16 protein-coding genes and 1 pseudogene are annotated in these 13,899 nt (G+C 72.8%); 12 read left to right on the forward strand and 5 right to left on the reverse strand.

Annotated elements, in window-relative coordinates:
- Positions 1-50 precede the first annotated feature (50 nt).
- The 5 genes from HF577_RS18905 to HF577_RS18925 all read left to right on the forward strand — a co-directional run bounded on the left by HF577_RS18905 (position 51) and on the right by HF577_RS18925 (position 4,180).
- Positions 51-611, forward strand: a complete 561-nt coding sequence (locus HF577_RS18905; RefSeq protein ID WP_169397215.1) for a GrpB family protein — start codon at positions 51-53, stop codon at positions 609-611.
- 120 nt (positions 612-731) lie between these two features.
- Positions 732-1,616, forward strand: a complete 885-nt coding sequence (locus HF577_RS18910; RefSeq protein WP_169397216.1) for a hypothetical protein — start codon at positions 732-734, stop codon at positions 1,614-1,616.
- A gap of 77 nt (positions 1,617-1,693) precedes the next feature.
- Positions 1,694-2,437 carry a nucleotidyltransferase family protein gene (locus HF577_RS18915; RefSeq protein ID WP_169397217.1) on the forward strand — a complete coding sequence of 248 codons (744 nt, stop codon included), beginning with the start codon at positions 1,694-1,696 and terminating at the stop codon, positions 2,435-2,437.
- 115 nt (positions 2,438-2,552) lie between these two features.
- Positions 2,553-3,392, forward strand: coding sequence for an alpha/beta hydrolase (locus tag HF577_RS18920; protein ID WP_246266623.1), 840 nt, complete (start codon positions 2,553-2,555; stop codon positions 3,390-3,392).
- Positions 3,389-4,180, forward strand: coding sequence for an MBL fold metallo-hydrolase (locus HF577_RS18925; RefSeq protein ID WP_169397218.1), 792 nt, complete (start codon positions 3,389-3,391; stop codon positions 4,178-4,180). Before HF577_RS18920 ends, HF577_RS18925 begins: the two co-directional genes overlap by 4 nt.
- Before the next feature lie 9 nt (positions 4,181-4,189).
- Here the strand turns inward: HF577_RS18925 and HF577_RS38470 are convergent, their stop codons facing one another.
- The 4 genes and pseudogenes from HF577_RS38470 to HF577_RS18940 form a co-directional block, all read right to left on the reverse strand.
- Positions 4,190-4,660: a GlxA family transcriptional regulator gene (locus HF577_RS38470; RefSeq protein WP_246266625.1), complete on the reverse strand. Its 471-nt coding sequence runs from the start codon at positions 4,658-4,660 to the stop codon at positions 4,190-4,192.
- Between the two features lie 76 nt (positions 4,661-4,736).
- Positions 4,737-5,165: pseudogene (locus tag HF577_RS38475) on the reverse strand (DJ-1/PfpI family protein); the annotation flags it as partial.
- A gap of 118 nt (positions 5,166-5,283) precedes the next feature.
- A complete protein-coding gene (locus HF577_RS18935; RefSeq protein ID WP_169397219.1) occupies positions 5,284-5,901 on the reverse strand; it encodes an FMN reductase in 618 nt (205 codons plus the stop codon).
- Positions 5,898-7,001 (reverse strand): LLM class flavin-dependent oxidoreductase, encoded by a 1,104-nt coding sequence (locus tag HF577_RS18940; protein ID WP_169397220.1) that lies wholly within the window; start codon positions 6,999-7,001, stop codon positions 5,898-5,900. Before HF577_RS18940 ends, HF577_RS18935 begins: the two co-directional genes overlap by 4 nt.
- Before the next feature lie 132 nt (positions 7,002-7,133).
- Between HF577_RS18940 and HF577_RS18945 the strand changes: the two genes are divergently transcribed.
- The 3 genes from HF577_RS18945 (at position 7,134) to HF577_RS18955 (ending at position 9,155) form a co-directional block, all read left to right on the forward strand.
- Complete coding sequence (locus HF577_RS18945; protein ID WP_169397221.1) at positions 7,134-7,982, forward strand: helix-turn-helix transcriptional regulator; 849 nt, start codon at positions 7,134-7,136, stop codon at positions 7,980-7,982.
- A 61-nt stretch (positions 7,983-8,043) separates the two neighbouring features.
- Positions 8,044-8,373 carry a nuclear transport factor 2 family protein gene (locus tag HF577_RS18950; RefSeq protein WP_169397222.1) on the forward strand — a complete coding sequence of 110 codons (330 nt, stop codon included), beginning with the start codon at positions 8,044-8,046 and terminating at the stop codon, positions 8,371-8,373.
- Positions 8,370-9,155 carry an SDR family oxidoreductase gene (locus HF577_RS18955; protein ID WP_312859229.1) on the forward strand — a complete coding sequence of 262 codons (786 nt, stop codon included), beginning with the start codon at positions 8,370-8,372 and terminating at the stop codon, positions 9,153-9,155. Before HF577_RS18950 ends, HF577_RS18955 begins: the two co-directional genes overlap by 4 nt.
- 38 nt (positions 9,156-9,193) lie before the next feature.
- Here HF577_RS18955 and HF577_RS18960 read toward each other — a convergent pair whose 3' ends face one another.
- Positions 9,194-9,628 carry a DoxX family protein gene (locus tag HF577_RS18960; protein WP_169397223.1) on the reverse strand — a complete coding sequence of 145 codons (435 nt, stop codon included), beginning with the start codon at positions 9,626-9,628 and terminating at the stop codon, positions 9,194-9,196.
- Positions 9,629-9,726: 98 nt separating this feature from the next.
- Between HF577_RS18960 and HF577_RS18965 the strand changes: the two genes are divergently transcribed.
- The 4 genes from HF577_RS18965 to HF577_RS18980 form a co-directional block, all read left to right on the forward strand.
- Entirely contained in the window at positions 9,727-10,503 is a 777-nt protein-coding gene (locus HF577_RS18965) for an IclR family transcriptional regulator (protein WP_169397224.1), read from the forward strand.
- 51 nt (positions 10,504-10,554) lie between these two features.
- The gene (locus tag HF577_RS18970; RefSeq protein WP_169397225.1) at positions 10,555-11,820 is read left to right on the forward strand and encodes an MFS transporter; all 1,266 of its coding nucleotides are present in this window, start codon (positions 10,555-10,557) and stop codon (positions 11,818-11,820) included.
- Positions 11,817-13,430: a benzoylformate decarboxylase gene (mdlC, locus tag HF577_RS18975; protein WP_169397226.1), complete on the forward strand. Its 1,614-nt coding sequence runs from the start codon at positions 11,817-11,819 to the stop codon at positions 13,428-13,430. The genes HF577_RS18970 and mdlC overlap by 4 nt, the downstream gene beginning before the upstream one ends.
- Before the next feature lie 119 nt (positions 13,431-13,549).
- Positions 13,550-13,899, forward strand: a 350-nt coding sequence (locus HF577_RS18980) for a DUF6518 family protein (protein WP_211174489.1), incomplete at its 3' end; no start/stop codon positions are given.

Raw genomic sequence — 13,899 nt, forward strand, 5'->3', positions numbered from 1 at the left:
CGCGGGTGCCGGAGCTACGTTCGCCTGCTGCCCACCGAAAGGTTGTCCCGATGGCCGGCGAACCCCTCACCGACGACGTCCTCAGCGCCATTCTCATGCGCCCGCTGCGCCCCACCCGCGTCGTACTCGCGGAGTACGACCCACAATGGCCCGTCCGGTTCGCCGCGCGGGCCGCGGACCTCCGCCGGATCCTCGGCGATCGGGCCCGGCTGATCGAGCACATCGGCTCCACCTCCGTGCCCGGCCTCGCCGCCAAACCGATCGTCGACATCGTCGTGGGGATCGACGACCCGGACGACGAGCCGGCCTACCTTCCCGACCTGGAGGCGGCGGGCTACGAGGTGGGCGCCCGCGAGCCCGGGCATCGCTGCCTGCGGATCGGCGAGCCCGACGAGCCGGTCAACCTGCACTGCTATCCGCCCGACGACGTCGAGACCCGCAGGTACCTGGCCTTCCGCGACCGGCTGCGCGCCAGCGACGCGGACCGCGACCTCTACGAGAGGACCAAGCGGGAGCTGGCCGAACGGGAGTGGCGCGACATCAACTACTACGCCGAGGCGAAGTGGCCCGTCATCCGCGAGATCCTCGGCCGGGCCGGGTGGGTGGAGTAGGCGCCGCTCGAGATCGACGCGGTGGGGGTTTTCCGGTTCCGAGCACCCCGCTGAGGTCGATCTCGCGGGCAGTTCTGCGGAACGCGCCCGCCGCGGCCCGGCCCTGTCCATCCTCGGGGCATGTCTGGTGTTCCCGGGTGGCCCGTGGCGTTCCGCGGGTCGGCTGCCGTCGCCGCCGGCCTCGTCACCCGGGACCGGCTGCGCGGCCCCCGGTTCCTCCGGCTGTTCCCCGACACCTACGTCGCGGCGCCCGAGACGCCGCCGCCCGACCTGACTCTGCGCTCGCACGCCGCGTACCGCTACGTCGAGGGCCGCGGGGTGCTGTCGGGCTACTCCGCGGCCGAGGTGCTCGGGGCCTCGTGCGGGCCGCGCAACGCCCCGCCCGAGGTGACGGTGCCGCACCGGGGGCAGCGCACCCCGCCCGGGCTGCTCGTGCGCCGCGAGCGGCTGGCCCCGGGAGAGATCCGGGCCGTCGACGGGCTGGAGGTCACGAGCCCGGTGCGCACGGCCTACGACCTCGCGCGCCGCGGAGATCTCGTCGAGCGCGTCGTCGCCGTCGACGCTCTGGCCAACCGGCACGGGTTCGCGCCGGACCTGCTGCTGCATTTCGGCGGCCACTACCCGGGCGCTCGGGGGAACGAGGGCATCGCCCAGGTGCTCGCACACGCCGACCGGAGGGCCGGCTCACCGATGGAGTCACGGCTGCGGATGCTCATCGTGCAGGGCGGCCTGCCCCGCCCCGAAGCGCAGTGGGTGGTGCAGGAGGAGCGGTCGCGCACCGCGGTATGGCTCGACCTGGCCTACCCGGAGCACCTGATCGGCATCGAGTACGAGGGCGAGGGGCACGCCGATGTGGGCGCAGTGCTGCGCGACGTCGGCCGCTACACCACTCTCGTCGACAAGGGCTGGCGGATCTACCGGTACACGAAGTTCGACATCCTGCACCGCCCCGACCGCATCCTCGCGCAGCTCGCCCGGGCCCTGGAGCGCGCGAGATCGACGTGAGCGGGCCTGCGTCCGCGACCAACCCCCACCAGGTCGACCTCACCCGCGTGGGGCGATCATGTCGCTACTCTCGAGCCGTGTTCACGGCGGAGCGGCGCGATCAGGTCCGGGCGCGGCTTCTCGACCGCGCCCGGAGCGACGTTCGGATCAGCGGCGCCGCGATCACCGGCTCGGCGACCGGCAACGCGCAGGACCGCTGGTCCGACGTCGATCTCTTCTTCGGCGTCGATGGCGGGGTCGAGGAGGTGCTCCGCGACTGGAGCCACTTCGTCTACGGAGAGCTCGGCGCCGTCCACCACTTCGATCTGCGACCGGAGCCGGCGGTGTACCGCGCCTTCCTCCTCGGTGACCTGCTGGAGATCGATCTCGGGTTCACCCCCGCCACCGGTTTCGGACCCGTGGGCAGCGGTGGGTTCCAGGTGGTCTTCGGTGAGCCGGCCGATCGGGCGAGCACCGTTCCCGCGGACCCGGCCCACGTGATCGGACTCGCATGGCACCACGTCCTGCACGCCCGAAGCTCGGTGGAGCGCGGAGCCCTGTGGCAGGCGGAGTACTGGATCAGTGCCGTGCGCGACCACACCCTCGCGCTGGCCTGTCTCCGGCTCGGCTTTCCCGCGACGTACGCCAAGGGGGCCGACCGGCTGCCCGCGGAGATCACCACGGCCGCCCGGGATGCGCTGGTCCGCGAGCTGGAGCCGGGCGAGCTCCGCCGCGCTCTCCGAGGGGCGACGGCGGCCCTGATCAGCGAGCTGCATGCGACTGATCCGGTCGTGGCGGCGAGGCTGCAGGCGCCACTTCAGGAACTCGCCGCCATGGCGTAGGGCTCGCCGGCCCCGGTCCGCGGGGTAAATGTCCGTAAACAAGGGCGTCATGTCCTTGTTCGTCACCGTCTCGACCTCGATGCTCCTTTCAGGACTCCGTCTGGGAAGGACGAACTTGAGCAGCGACTCGAGCACCGACACGATCGTGCTGATCCACGGCTTCTGGGTGACGCCCCGGAGCTGGGAGCACTGGGTCACGCGCTACGAGCAGCAGGGCTACCGCGTGATCACCCCCGCCTACCCCGGGTACGAGGTGGAGGTGGAGGCCCTCAACGCGGACCCGTCGCCGATCGAGGCCGCCACCATCCCCGGGATCGTCGAGCACCTCGAGTCCGTGGTCCGCGAACTCGACACCCCGCCCATCCTGATGGGGCACTCCGCAGGTGGCGCGTTCGTGCAGATCCTGCTCGACCACGGTTTCGGGGCCGCGGGCGTGGCGCTGAACTCGGCTCCCACCGAGGGCGTGCCGGTGGTGCCGCTCAGCCAGATCAAGGCGACGTTCCCGGTGCTGGGCAACCCGGCCAACCGGCACAAGGCCGTGGGCTACACCCACGAGCAGTGGCACTACGCGTTCACGAACACCTTCACGGAGGAGGAGTCGCGGGCGCTCTACGATCGCTACCACATCCCCGCCTCCGGCTCGATCCTATTCGAGTCGGCGCTGGCCAACCTGGTGCCCGGCCACCAGGGCACCTACGTCGACTACCACAACGACCAGCGCGCGCCGCTGCTGTTCGTCGCGGGCACCGAGGACCACCTGATGCCGGCGAAGATCCAGTGGTCCAACGCGAAGCACTACAAATCCGCAACGGTCACCGAGGTCGCCGAGTTCAGCGGCAAGTGCCATTTGCTGCCCGCCCAGCAGGGCTGGGAGGAGATCGCCGACTACGCGCTGGCCTGGGCCGCCCGGCACGCGTCCGCGAAGCTCACGCAAGGAGCGGCGACCACAGCGTGACGGCAGTTCGGATCACCCACATCGGCGGTCCGACGGCGCTGATCGAGGTCGGTGGCTGGCGGCTGCTCACCGATCCGACGTTCGACGCCCCCGGCCGGAGGTACGCCTTCGGCTGGGGGACGTCCTCGCGCAAGCTCGTCGGACCTGCCGTCGCCGTCGCGGACCTCGGGCCGATCGATGCCGTGCTGCTCACCCACGACCACCACAGCGACAACCTCGACGACGCCGGGCGCGCGTTGCTGCCGTCGGCCGGCACGGTCCTCACCACCGTCCCCGGCGCGGGCCGGCTGGGCGGGAGTGCCCGTGGCCTGCGGGCCTGGGACACCACGCATCTCGAGGCGCCGGGCCGCCCGACGATCGAGGTCACCGCCACCCCGTGCCGGCACGGGCCGCCCGGCAGCCACGCGATCGTCGGCGAGGTGATCGGTTTCGCCCTGCGCTGGGACGGCCAGGAGCACGGGGTGCTGTGGATCTCCGGCGACACCGTGCTCTACGACGGGGTTCGGGAGGTCGCCGACCGCCTGGAGGTGGGCACCGCGCTCCTGCACCTCGGCGGGGTCCAGTTCCCCGTGACGGGGCCGGTGCGCTACTCCATGACGGCCGCGCAGGCCGTCGAGACCGTCGGGCTCGTCCGCCCGCGCACCGTCGTCCCCGTGCACTACGAGGGCTGGAAGCACTTCAGGCAGGGCCGGGACGCGGTCGAGCGGGAGTTCGCGGGGGCGCCGGAGGACCTCCGGGGCCGGGTGCGCTGGCTGCCCATCGGGGCGGGTGTCGAGATCCCGGCGTGAGGCGGGAGATCACCCGGCGGTCGTGGTCGCCACCCCCGTGGTCCGGAAGCGCTGCCGGTAGGCGTGCGGGGTGGTGCCCACCTCGCGGGTGAAGCTGCGCCGCAGCGCTTCCGTGGAGCTCAGCCCGGCCTGGCGCGCGATGACGTCGAGGGGGGCGTCCGAGGTCTCCAGGAGCGCGCGGGCGGCCTCGACCCGCACCTGTTCGACGTACCGGGCCGGGGTCATGCCGATCTCGCGGAGGAACACCCGTGCCAGGTGCCGCTCGCTGAACCCGGCACGTTCGCTGAGCACCGACAGCCGGTGGTCGGCCGCCGGGTCCGCGACGACGGCGTCGAGGATCGCGCGCAGCGGTGACCGGGCGGGCGGCTGCGCCTGCATCCGGACGCTGAACTGGGCCTGCCCGCCAGGGCGCTGCATGAACACCACGAGGAACTGGGCGACCTGCCGGGTGAGCTCCGGGCCGTGGTCGGCCTCCACCATGGCCAGCGCGAGATCGATCCCTCACGCCCGCGCAGGTGAAGACGGGCCCGTCGCCCACGAAGATCGGGCCACGCTCCACGGTGGTGGTGGGGAAGCGCTCGGCGAGGTCGTCGAGGAACATCCAGTGCGTGGTGGCGCGCCTGCCTTCCAGCAGGCCGACCGCGCCCACCAGGAACGCGCCGGCGCAGACGGCCGCCACGCGCCGGGCCCTGGCCGCCCCGCCGTGGAGCACGGCGAGGAGCGGCTCGTCCCGCATCAGACGCGCCCAGTGGGGTGTGCCGGGGATCAGGAACGTGTCGATCGGGTCGTCGAGATCCGCGAGCGACGACGTGACGCCCATCCGGAGACCGGAGGCGCTGACGGTGTCGCGCCCGTCCGGCGAGACGAGGTGGACGCGGTACGCATCGCCGCCCGCCAGTTCGCTCGCGACGTAGAACACCTCGGCGGGGCCCATGAGGTCGAGGACCTGGGCCCCGTCGTAGGCGAGGAGCGCGACGGTCCGCATCCCTTGTCGTCTCCCGTTCCGTCCCGGCGTCCGGGACCGCACGCGGAGATCGTAGGGCCGCGGTCACCGCGCCCACCAGGAGTCGGGGCGACGGCGCGCTGGAGGCGCGCGCCGGGGATCACGATCCGTTCAGCAGCTGCTCGAACGGGGTCGGCTCCAGGAACGGGTCCGCCGCCTTCTGCGCGGGACGGACGGCGACGAGGTCGGCCAGCTCCCCGGCGGCCCGGGCGATCCGCTGGTCGAGCGACTGCGCCGTCCGGCCGCCTGCGCCCCAGTCCTCGGGCGCCGAGAACACCGACGTCGGCGCCACCAGCGCGCGCAGGTAGGCGAACAGCGGGCGCACGGCGTGCTCCAGCGCGAGCGAGTGGCGGCCGGTGCCGCCGGTGGCGGCGATGAGCGCCGGCTTCCCGGCCAGCGACTCGGGCTCGAGCACGTCGAAGAACAGCTTGAACAGGCCGTTGTAGGACGCGGAGAACGTCGGCGTGACGGCGATCAGGCCGTCCGCGTCCGTCACCAACCTCAGCGCCGCTGCCAGCGACGGACCCGGGAACCCGGTGAGCACGTTGTCGACGAGCTCGTGGCCGTGGTCGCGCAGCTCGATCACGTCGACGTCCGCGTCGACCCCGCGCTCGCGCAGGGTCGACGCCGTGGCGGCGGCGAGCCGGTCGGCGAGCAGCCGGGTGGAGGACGGGACGCTGATCCCGGCGCTCACCACGGCGATCCTGCGGCTGGTCATGCCACGACCTCCTCGTTCTTCGTTTCGGACACGGCCGCCGCGAGCAGGCTCGCGTGCGTCGGGGCGTCCGGGACGTGGGCCGGCTTCAGCGCCGCGAACTCACGGCGCAGCACCGGCACGACCTCCTCGCCCAGGATGTCCAGCTGCTCCAGCACCGTCTTGAGCGGCAGCCCGGCGTGGTCCATGAGGAACAGCTGGCGCTGGTAGTCGCCTGCCATCTCCCGGAAGGAGAGCGTCTTCTCGATCACCTGCTGCGGGCTGCCGACCGTGAGTGCTGTCAGGTCCGTGAAGTCCTCGAGCGACGGGCCGTGGCCGTAGACGGGGGCGTTGTCGAAGTACGGGCGGAACTCACGTACGGCGTCCTGCGAGTTCTTCCGCATGAACACCTGGCCGCCGAGCCCGACGATCGCCTGGTCGGCCGCACCGTGGCCGTAGTGCTCGAAGCGCGTGCGGTACAGCTCCACCATCCGCTGCACGTGCTCCTTGTTCCAGAAGATGTTGTTGTGGAAGAAGCCGTCGCCGTAGTAGGCCGCCTGCTCGGCGATCTCGGGGCTGCGGATCGAGGCGTGCCAGACGAACGGGGGCACGCCGTCGAGCGGTCGCGGGGTCGAGGTGAAGCTCTGCAGTGGCGTGCGGAACCGGCCCTCCCAGTCGACCACGTCCTCGCGCCACAGCCTGCGCAGCAGCGCGTAGTTCTCCACGGCCAGCGCGATGCCGTTGCGGATGTCCTGGCCGAACCACGGGTAGACGGGACCGGTGTTGCCGCGCCCCATCATGAGGTCCACCCGGCCGTCCGCGAGGTGCTGCAGCATCGCGTAGTCCTCGGCGATCTTCACCGGGTCGTTCGTGGTGATCAGCGTGGTCCCCGTCGACAGCTCCAGCCGCTTCGTGCGTGCGGCGACGAAGCCGAGCAGCGTCGTCGGTGACGACGGCACGAACGGCGGGTTGTGGTGCTCACCGGTGGCGAACACGTCCAGCCCGACCTCTTCGGCCTTCAGTGCGATCGTGACCATCGCCTTGATCCGCTCCGCCTCGGTGGGCGTGCGGCCGTTCGTCGGGTCGGGCGTGACGTCGCCGACCGAGAAGATGCCGAGCTGCATGTCTCGCCTCCAGTTGTTGCGTGTGCAAGTAGTACGGTGGGTGGAACGCGGACGGGGTGCCGGATATGCCCGGCGCAGGCTAGGACTCGCTCTCCGTGGCACGGGGCCGGAAAAGCGGTGATGCTCGGAGCCATGAACCGCCGCGAGCTCGCCGACTTCCTGCGTCGCCGCCGGGAGCAGCTGCGCCCGGCGGACGTCGGGCTCACGGCCGGTTCGCGGCGGCGCACGCCGGGCCTGCGCCGGGAGGAGGTCGCGCAGCTGGCGGGGGTGTCGGCCGACTACTGCATGCGGCTGGAACAGCAGCGCAGCTCGCAGCCCTCCACCCAGGTCGTCGCGGCGCTGGCCCGCGCGCTGCGCCTCACCGACGACGAGCGCGACCACCTCTACGTACTGGCCGGACATCAGGCGCCGACGGGGCGGCTCGCGGGCGACCACGTCCGGCCCGGGCTGATGCACCTGCTCGACGCGCTGCCCGCCACGCCCGCGCAGATCCTCGGCGACCTCGGTGACCTCCTCGCCCAGAACGAGATGGCCCGGTACCTGTTCGGGGAGGTCTGCTCGGAGCGGGAGGAGTCCCGCAACGTGGTGGTGCGGTGGTTCACCGACCCCCGGGTGCGTGCGGCGCACCCGCAGGACGAGCACGAGTACCTCAGCCGGGTGCACGTGGCGGACCTGCGTGCCGCCGTCGCCCGCCGCGGCGGCGACGCCGGGGCCGCGGGGCTCGTCCGGCGGCTCCGCGCCGCCAGCGCGGAGTTCGCGACCCTGTGGGACCGGCACGAGGTCGCCGTCCGGAGGCGGAGCCGCATGCGGGTGCTGCATCCGCAGATCGGGCTGATCGAGCTCGACAGCGAGACCCTGCTGACTCCCGCCGAGGACCAGCGGGTGCTCGTCTTCACCCCACCACCGGGCAGCGACACCGCCGAGAAGCTCAGCCTGCTGCGCGTCATCGGCGACCAGGACCTCACCACCACCGGCGACTGACCGCCGGGACGCCTCGGCGTCGACAACGAACACAGGACTGCACACGAACCGGGAGACACCCATGTCCGACGACATCCCTGCGGCCGTCGCCGCCTACCTCGAGGCGAAGGACGGCGGCGCCGCCGGCACCGTCCTCGACAGCTTCGCCCACGACGCAGTCGTGCACGACGAGGGCCGCGACCACATCGGCACCGACGCGATCCGCGCCTGGACCGACTCGATCTCGGCCACCTACGAGCTCACCCGCACCGTGCTCGGGACGCGCCGCAGCGGCGCCGCCACCCTGGTGCGGATCCGCGTCGCCGGGAACTTCCCGGGCAGCCCCGTGGAGCTGCACCAGCACTTCACCGTCTCCGAGGGCCGGATCACCGCCCTCACGATCTGCCCGTGAGCGCCGTGATGAGTGAGCTCGACGGCCGCAGAGCCGTGGTCACCGGCGGCACCCGCGGCGGTATCGGGGCCGCGGTCTCCGCCCGGCTCACCGCCGCGGGCGCCACCGTGATCACCACCGCCCGGTCCACACCCGCCGACCTGCCGGACCCCGAGCTGTTCGTGGCCGCCGACGTCAGCACACCGGACGGGGTGGCGCGGGTGGCGCGAGCGGCCCTCGACCGGCTGGGTGGCGTGGACATCGTCGTCCACGTCGTCGGGGGGTCCCGCCAGGAGCCCGGCGGCGTGCTCGCCCTCTCCGACCACGACTGGCAGCACGAGTTCGCCGTCAACCTGTTCTCCGCCGTGCGGCTCGACCGGGCTCTGCTCCCGTCGATGATCGAGCAGGGCAGGGGAGCGATCGTCCACGTCACCTCGGTCCAGCGGCGGGTGCCGCTCCCCACGACCGTGCCGTATGCGGCGGCCAAGTCCGCGTTGACGAGCTACAGCAAGAACCTCGCCGGCCAGATGGCCCCGAAGGGGATCCGGGTCAACACCGTCTCGCCCGGGTTCGTCGAGACGGCGGGGGCGAGCGGGATGGTCAGCGCGCTGGCGGCCGCGGACGGCGTCGACGAGGACACCGCGCGCCGGACGATCATGGACTCGATCGGCGGCATCCCGCTCGGCCGCCCGGCCCGGCCGGATGAGGTGGCCGAGCTCGTCACCTTCCTCGTGTCGGACCGGGCCTCGTCGATCGTCGGTGCGGAGCACGTCATCGACGGCGGAAGCACGCGGACGATCTAGGGCGGCGCAGACCCCCCGGGGATGCAGCAAAGCCACGTTCATGCAACGACGTTGCGTGAAAGTGGCTTTGCTGCAATCTCGAGGACCTGCGCGAACTGCTCGCGGCGCCCCCACGCGACTGCGGCGAGCAGGACGAAGAGGATCGCGGGCGTCAGCACCATGGCGGGCGCGTCGAGCACCACAGCCTGGGTGAAGGCGGCCCCGATCATGAGGCCCATGAGCCCGAGTGCCGCCGGTGCGGCCAGCCATGGGGTCAGGAGCCCGATCCCGCCGGCCAGCTCCAGGACGCCGACCAGGTAGCGGAACCACTGGCCTGCTCCGATCCGGGTGAAGATGTCCACCGCGTACGCCTCGCCGAAGAACTTCGGCATCGCGGAGCCGATCACGAGGAAGAGACCGATCAGGATCTGGACGCCCCACAGGATGCGGTGGGAGACGCGGCCGGTGGAGGCTGTGCGTGTGGTGGAGGACATGAGATCTTCCTTCGGGTGAGGGAGGCGGACGTACGGCGGTAGGACCGCCCCCCGGCGCGGAACTCATCGGCGTGCCGACGGACGGGGAGGGAGTGGCGATGGGGGACTCCCGCCGGGGCAGGTCCGTGCTGGGCCGCGCGCTCGCCGTGCTCGGGTCGTTCTCCGACGAGCGCCCGGAGCAGACGCTCGGGGAGATCGCAGCGGCCACCGGGCTGGCCTCCGCCACCACGCACCGGCTCGTCGCGGAGCTCGTGGAGTGGGGCGTGCTGGAGCGGCCCGCGCGTGGGCGGTACCGGATCGGCATCCGGTTGTGGCAGCTCGGCTCCCTCGCCCCCGTGGCCCGCGACCTGCGCGACTCCGCGCTGCCTGCCCTGCAGGACCTCGCCGCGGTCACGGGGCAGGTCGTCCACCTCGTCGTCCTCGACGATCACGAGGCGCTCTTCGTCGAGCGGCTTGCCGGGCACACCGACGTGCCGGTGCGGTCGCGGGTGGGCCGCCGGTTGCCGCTGCACGCCAGCGGGCCCGGCAAGGTGCTGCTGGCGCACGCCCCGGCCGAGTTCGTCGACGAGTTCCTGGCGCGGAAGCTGCCCCGGACGGCCGCCGGCACCATCACCGACCCCGGCCGGCTCAGACGGGCTCTCGCCGATATCCGGAGCACCGGCTACTGCCTGTCCCGCGACGAGATGACCGACGGCGCGTCGTCCGTCGCGGCGCCGATCGTGGGTCCGTCCGGGGAGGTCGTCGCGAGCCTGTCCGTGGTGGTGCCCAGCAGCACGGAGAACCTGCAGCTGCTGGTGCCTGCGGTGCGGGTCACGGCGGCGGCGGTGACCCGGGCGCTCGGCCCCCGTTCTCCACTGGGCGGGAAGAGGCGCTGACGGGCGCGGACCTGCCGCCCATACTCCCGCCCAACGGAGAAAGGTGGGGTCATGTCCGCGGATTCAACGGTGAACCCGACGAACCCTCGTGCGCGCCGGGACGGCTGGGTGGCGCCCCTGTGCTGGTCGGCCGTGGCCCTCGAAGGCTTCGACCTGGTGGTGCTGGGCGTGGTGCTGCCGCCCCTGCTGCGCTATCCCGACTGGGGGCTCACACCGGGCACCGCGTCGCTGATCTCGGTGGTCGGCCTGCTCGGTGTGATGGTCGGAGCGCTCGCGATCGGCCCCGTCACGGACATCATCGGGCGGCGCCGGACGATGCTGCTCACCGTCATCGGCTTCTCCGTCCTCACGCTGCTGTGCGCGTTCGCCCCGAACCCGTGGGTCTTCGGGCTCCTTCGCTTCCTCGCCGGCCTCGGGCTCGGCGGCGTGCTGCCCGTTGCGCTCGCGCTGGTCAACGAGTACGCCCGCCAGGGCCGCAGCGGCAGTGCCACCACCACGTTGATGACCGGCTACCACGTCGGCGCGGTCCTGACCGCCCTGCTGGGCATCGTCGTGATCCCGGCCTGGGGGTGGCGCCCGATGTTCGTGCTCGGGGCACTGCCCGCGCTGGTGCTCGTGCCGTTGCTGCTGCGGTACCTGCCCGAGTCGGAGTCGTTCCTGCGCGAGCGGGCCGCCGGCGTCACCGCGAGCGGTGCGGGCGAGCGCAACCCGGTGACGATCCTGTTCCGGGGCGGGTACCTGCGCGCCACGCTCGCGTTCTGGGTGACGTCGTTCATGGGGTTGCTGCTGGTCTACGGGCTGAACACGTGGCTGCCGGAGATCATGCGGTCGGCCGGGTACGAGCTCGGTGCCGCGCTGGCGCTGCTCCTCGTGCTCAACGTCGGCGCGGTGGCGGGTCTGCTCGTCGCCGGGCAGGTGGCCAACCGGATCGGCACCCGCCGCTCTGCCATCGCCTGGTTCAGCGCCGCCGCGCTGTTCCTGGCCCTGCTCAGTGTGCGGCTGCCCGGCGTCGGGGTGTACATCAGCGTGCTGCTCGCGGGGGTGTTCGTGTTCAGCGCCCAGGTGCTGGTCTACGCCTACGTGAGCCAGCTCTACCCGGCGGCGGCCCGCGGCACGGCACTGGGCGCCGCCAGCGGGGTGGGCAGGCTCGGTGCGATCTCCGGCCCGCTGATCGGTGGCGCGCTGCTCAGTGCCGGCCTCGCCTACCCGTGGGGCTTCTACATCTTCGCCGCGGTGGCGGCCATCGGCGCGGTCTCCGTGGCCGTCGTGGCCCGCACCGGCGAACCCGCCGCCGTCGAGAAGGCGACCACCGGATGAGTGCCCCCACCCGCACGGTCCGCGACGCGACGTTCGACGTCCTGCGCCGCCACGGCCTGACCACGATCTTCGCCAACCCCGGCTCCACCGAGGTGGCCTTCCTGACCGACCTGCCCGACGACGTCGACTTCGTCCTCGCGCTGCACGAGGGCTCGGTCGTCGGCATCGCCACGGGCTGGGCCACCGCCATGGACCGGCCCGCTCTCGTCAACCTGCACACGACGGCGGGCCTGGGCAACGCGGTCGGCGCGCTGGCGACCGCACGGGTCAACCGCGTGCCGCTGGTGGTGATCGTGGGCCAGCAGGACCGCCGCCACCTCGCGCTGCAGCCGTTCCTGGCCGGTGACCTGGAGGGGCTGGCCGGGCGGTACCCGGTCTGGGTCACGACACCGGCCCGTCCGCAGGACGTGCCGGGCGCGGTGGCCCGGGCCTGGCACGAGGCGCGCGACGGCCGGGGTCCGGCGCTCGTCATCGTGCCGAGCGACGACTGGGCGGCTCCCGCGGACGACACCCCCGTGCCCGCGCCGGTGGTGCTGCACCGCGCGTCGGCCGTGGAGCCCGCTGCCGTCGACGCACTCGCCGGCCTGCTGGTCGGGGCGGTCTCCCCGGCGCTGGTCGTGGGCGCGGACGCGGACGACCCCGCGACGTGGGCCGCCCTCGTCGCCCTCGCCGAGCGGCTGCAGTGTCCGGTCTGGCAGGAGTCGTTCGCGGCCCGGGCAGGGTTCCCGCAGGACCACCCGCAGTTCGCCGGGCACCTCCCGGCCGGCCGGGGGCGCCTGCGGCAGGCGCTCGCGGGCCACGACGTCGTGCTCGTCGTCGGCGCGCCGGTGTTCCGGCAGTACCCGTTCGAGCCCGGCCCGCTGGTCGAGGACGGCACGACGGTCGCGCTGGTCACCGACGACGTCGAGGACGCGCACCACAGCCCCGTCGACCTCGCCGTGGTGGCGGGTCCGGCGCCGGTCTGCCGGCTGCTCGCCGAACGGGTGCCACAACGCCCGCCGGCCACGACCCGTTCGGAGCGGCCGGCGCCGCCGTTGCCTCCGCAGGAGGGTGAGCCGCTGCGCGCCGCCCACGTGATGGCGGCGCTGGCCGAGCGGCTCCGGCCCGAGACGGTCGTGGTCGAGGAGACCCCGTCCAGCCGCCCCGACCTGCACCGGTTGCTGCCCGCCCGGCGCCCGCTGGGGTTCCTCAGCGCGGCGATGGGCGGGCTCGGGTTCGCGATGCCCGCGGCGATCGGCGTGCGCATGGCCCGGCCGGACGGTCCGGTGGTCGCCGTGGTGGGCGACGGGTCCTCGCTCTACGGCATCCAGTCACTGTGGAGCGCAGCCCACTACGGCTGCGGCGTGCTGTTCGTCGTGCTCGCCAACGGCCGTTACGCCGTGATGGACCGGCTGGCCGAGCAGCACGGCGGTGGCAAGGCGCCGTGGCCCGCGTTCGAGGAGGTCAGCGTCCACGGGTTGGCGCTGGCGCTGGGCTGCCCGGCCCGGCGCGTGGACACCTACGACGACCTCGTCGAGGCCCTGGACGCCGTGGTGCCGACCCTCGCCGACCGGCGCGAACCCCTGCTCCTCGAGGTGGCGGTGACCCCGGAGCTCACGTTCCAGCCCTAGAGCGTGTATCGAAAAGTGGATCTCGGGCGTGGGTGATATCGGTTCGTGGCACGGGGAGATCTGACGGACGAGCACTGGGTCCGCTGAGGGGCACGCATTCGTTCGTAGAGTGCTGCGGTGTGGCTGCCGTAACTGCGTCCCGTCGCGTCACCCCCGTCATCGTCCTCACCGCGACCGCGGCTTTCGGGCTGCTGCTCGGCTCGGCAACGTACGGCCTGCACGGAACGACACCCCTGTTGGAGCGGGCGACCAACTCGGTGTCCACCTGGATCATCTGGACTGCCGTCGCGGGTGCGCTGATACGTGCCCGCCCGCTCGCCGCCTGGGCCGGGGCGGTGATGATGCTTGCCACCTGCGGCGGCTACTACGCGGCGTCCACGCTCGGGGACACGTTCGGGGCCGGAGGGCTCGGAACCGCCGCCGTGTGGAGCGCGGCGGGGCTGGCCGGAGGACCGCTGCTGGGGTGGGC

It is taken from the genome of Pseudonocardia xinjiangensis (genome assembly GCF_012911925.1).
Classification (GTDB): Bacteria; Actinomycetota; Actinomycetes; order Mycobacteriales; family Pseudonocardiaceae; genus Pseudonocardia; species Pseudonocardia xinjiangensis.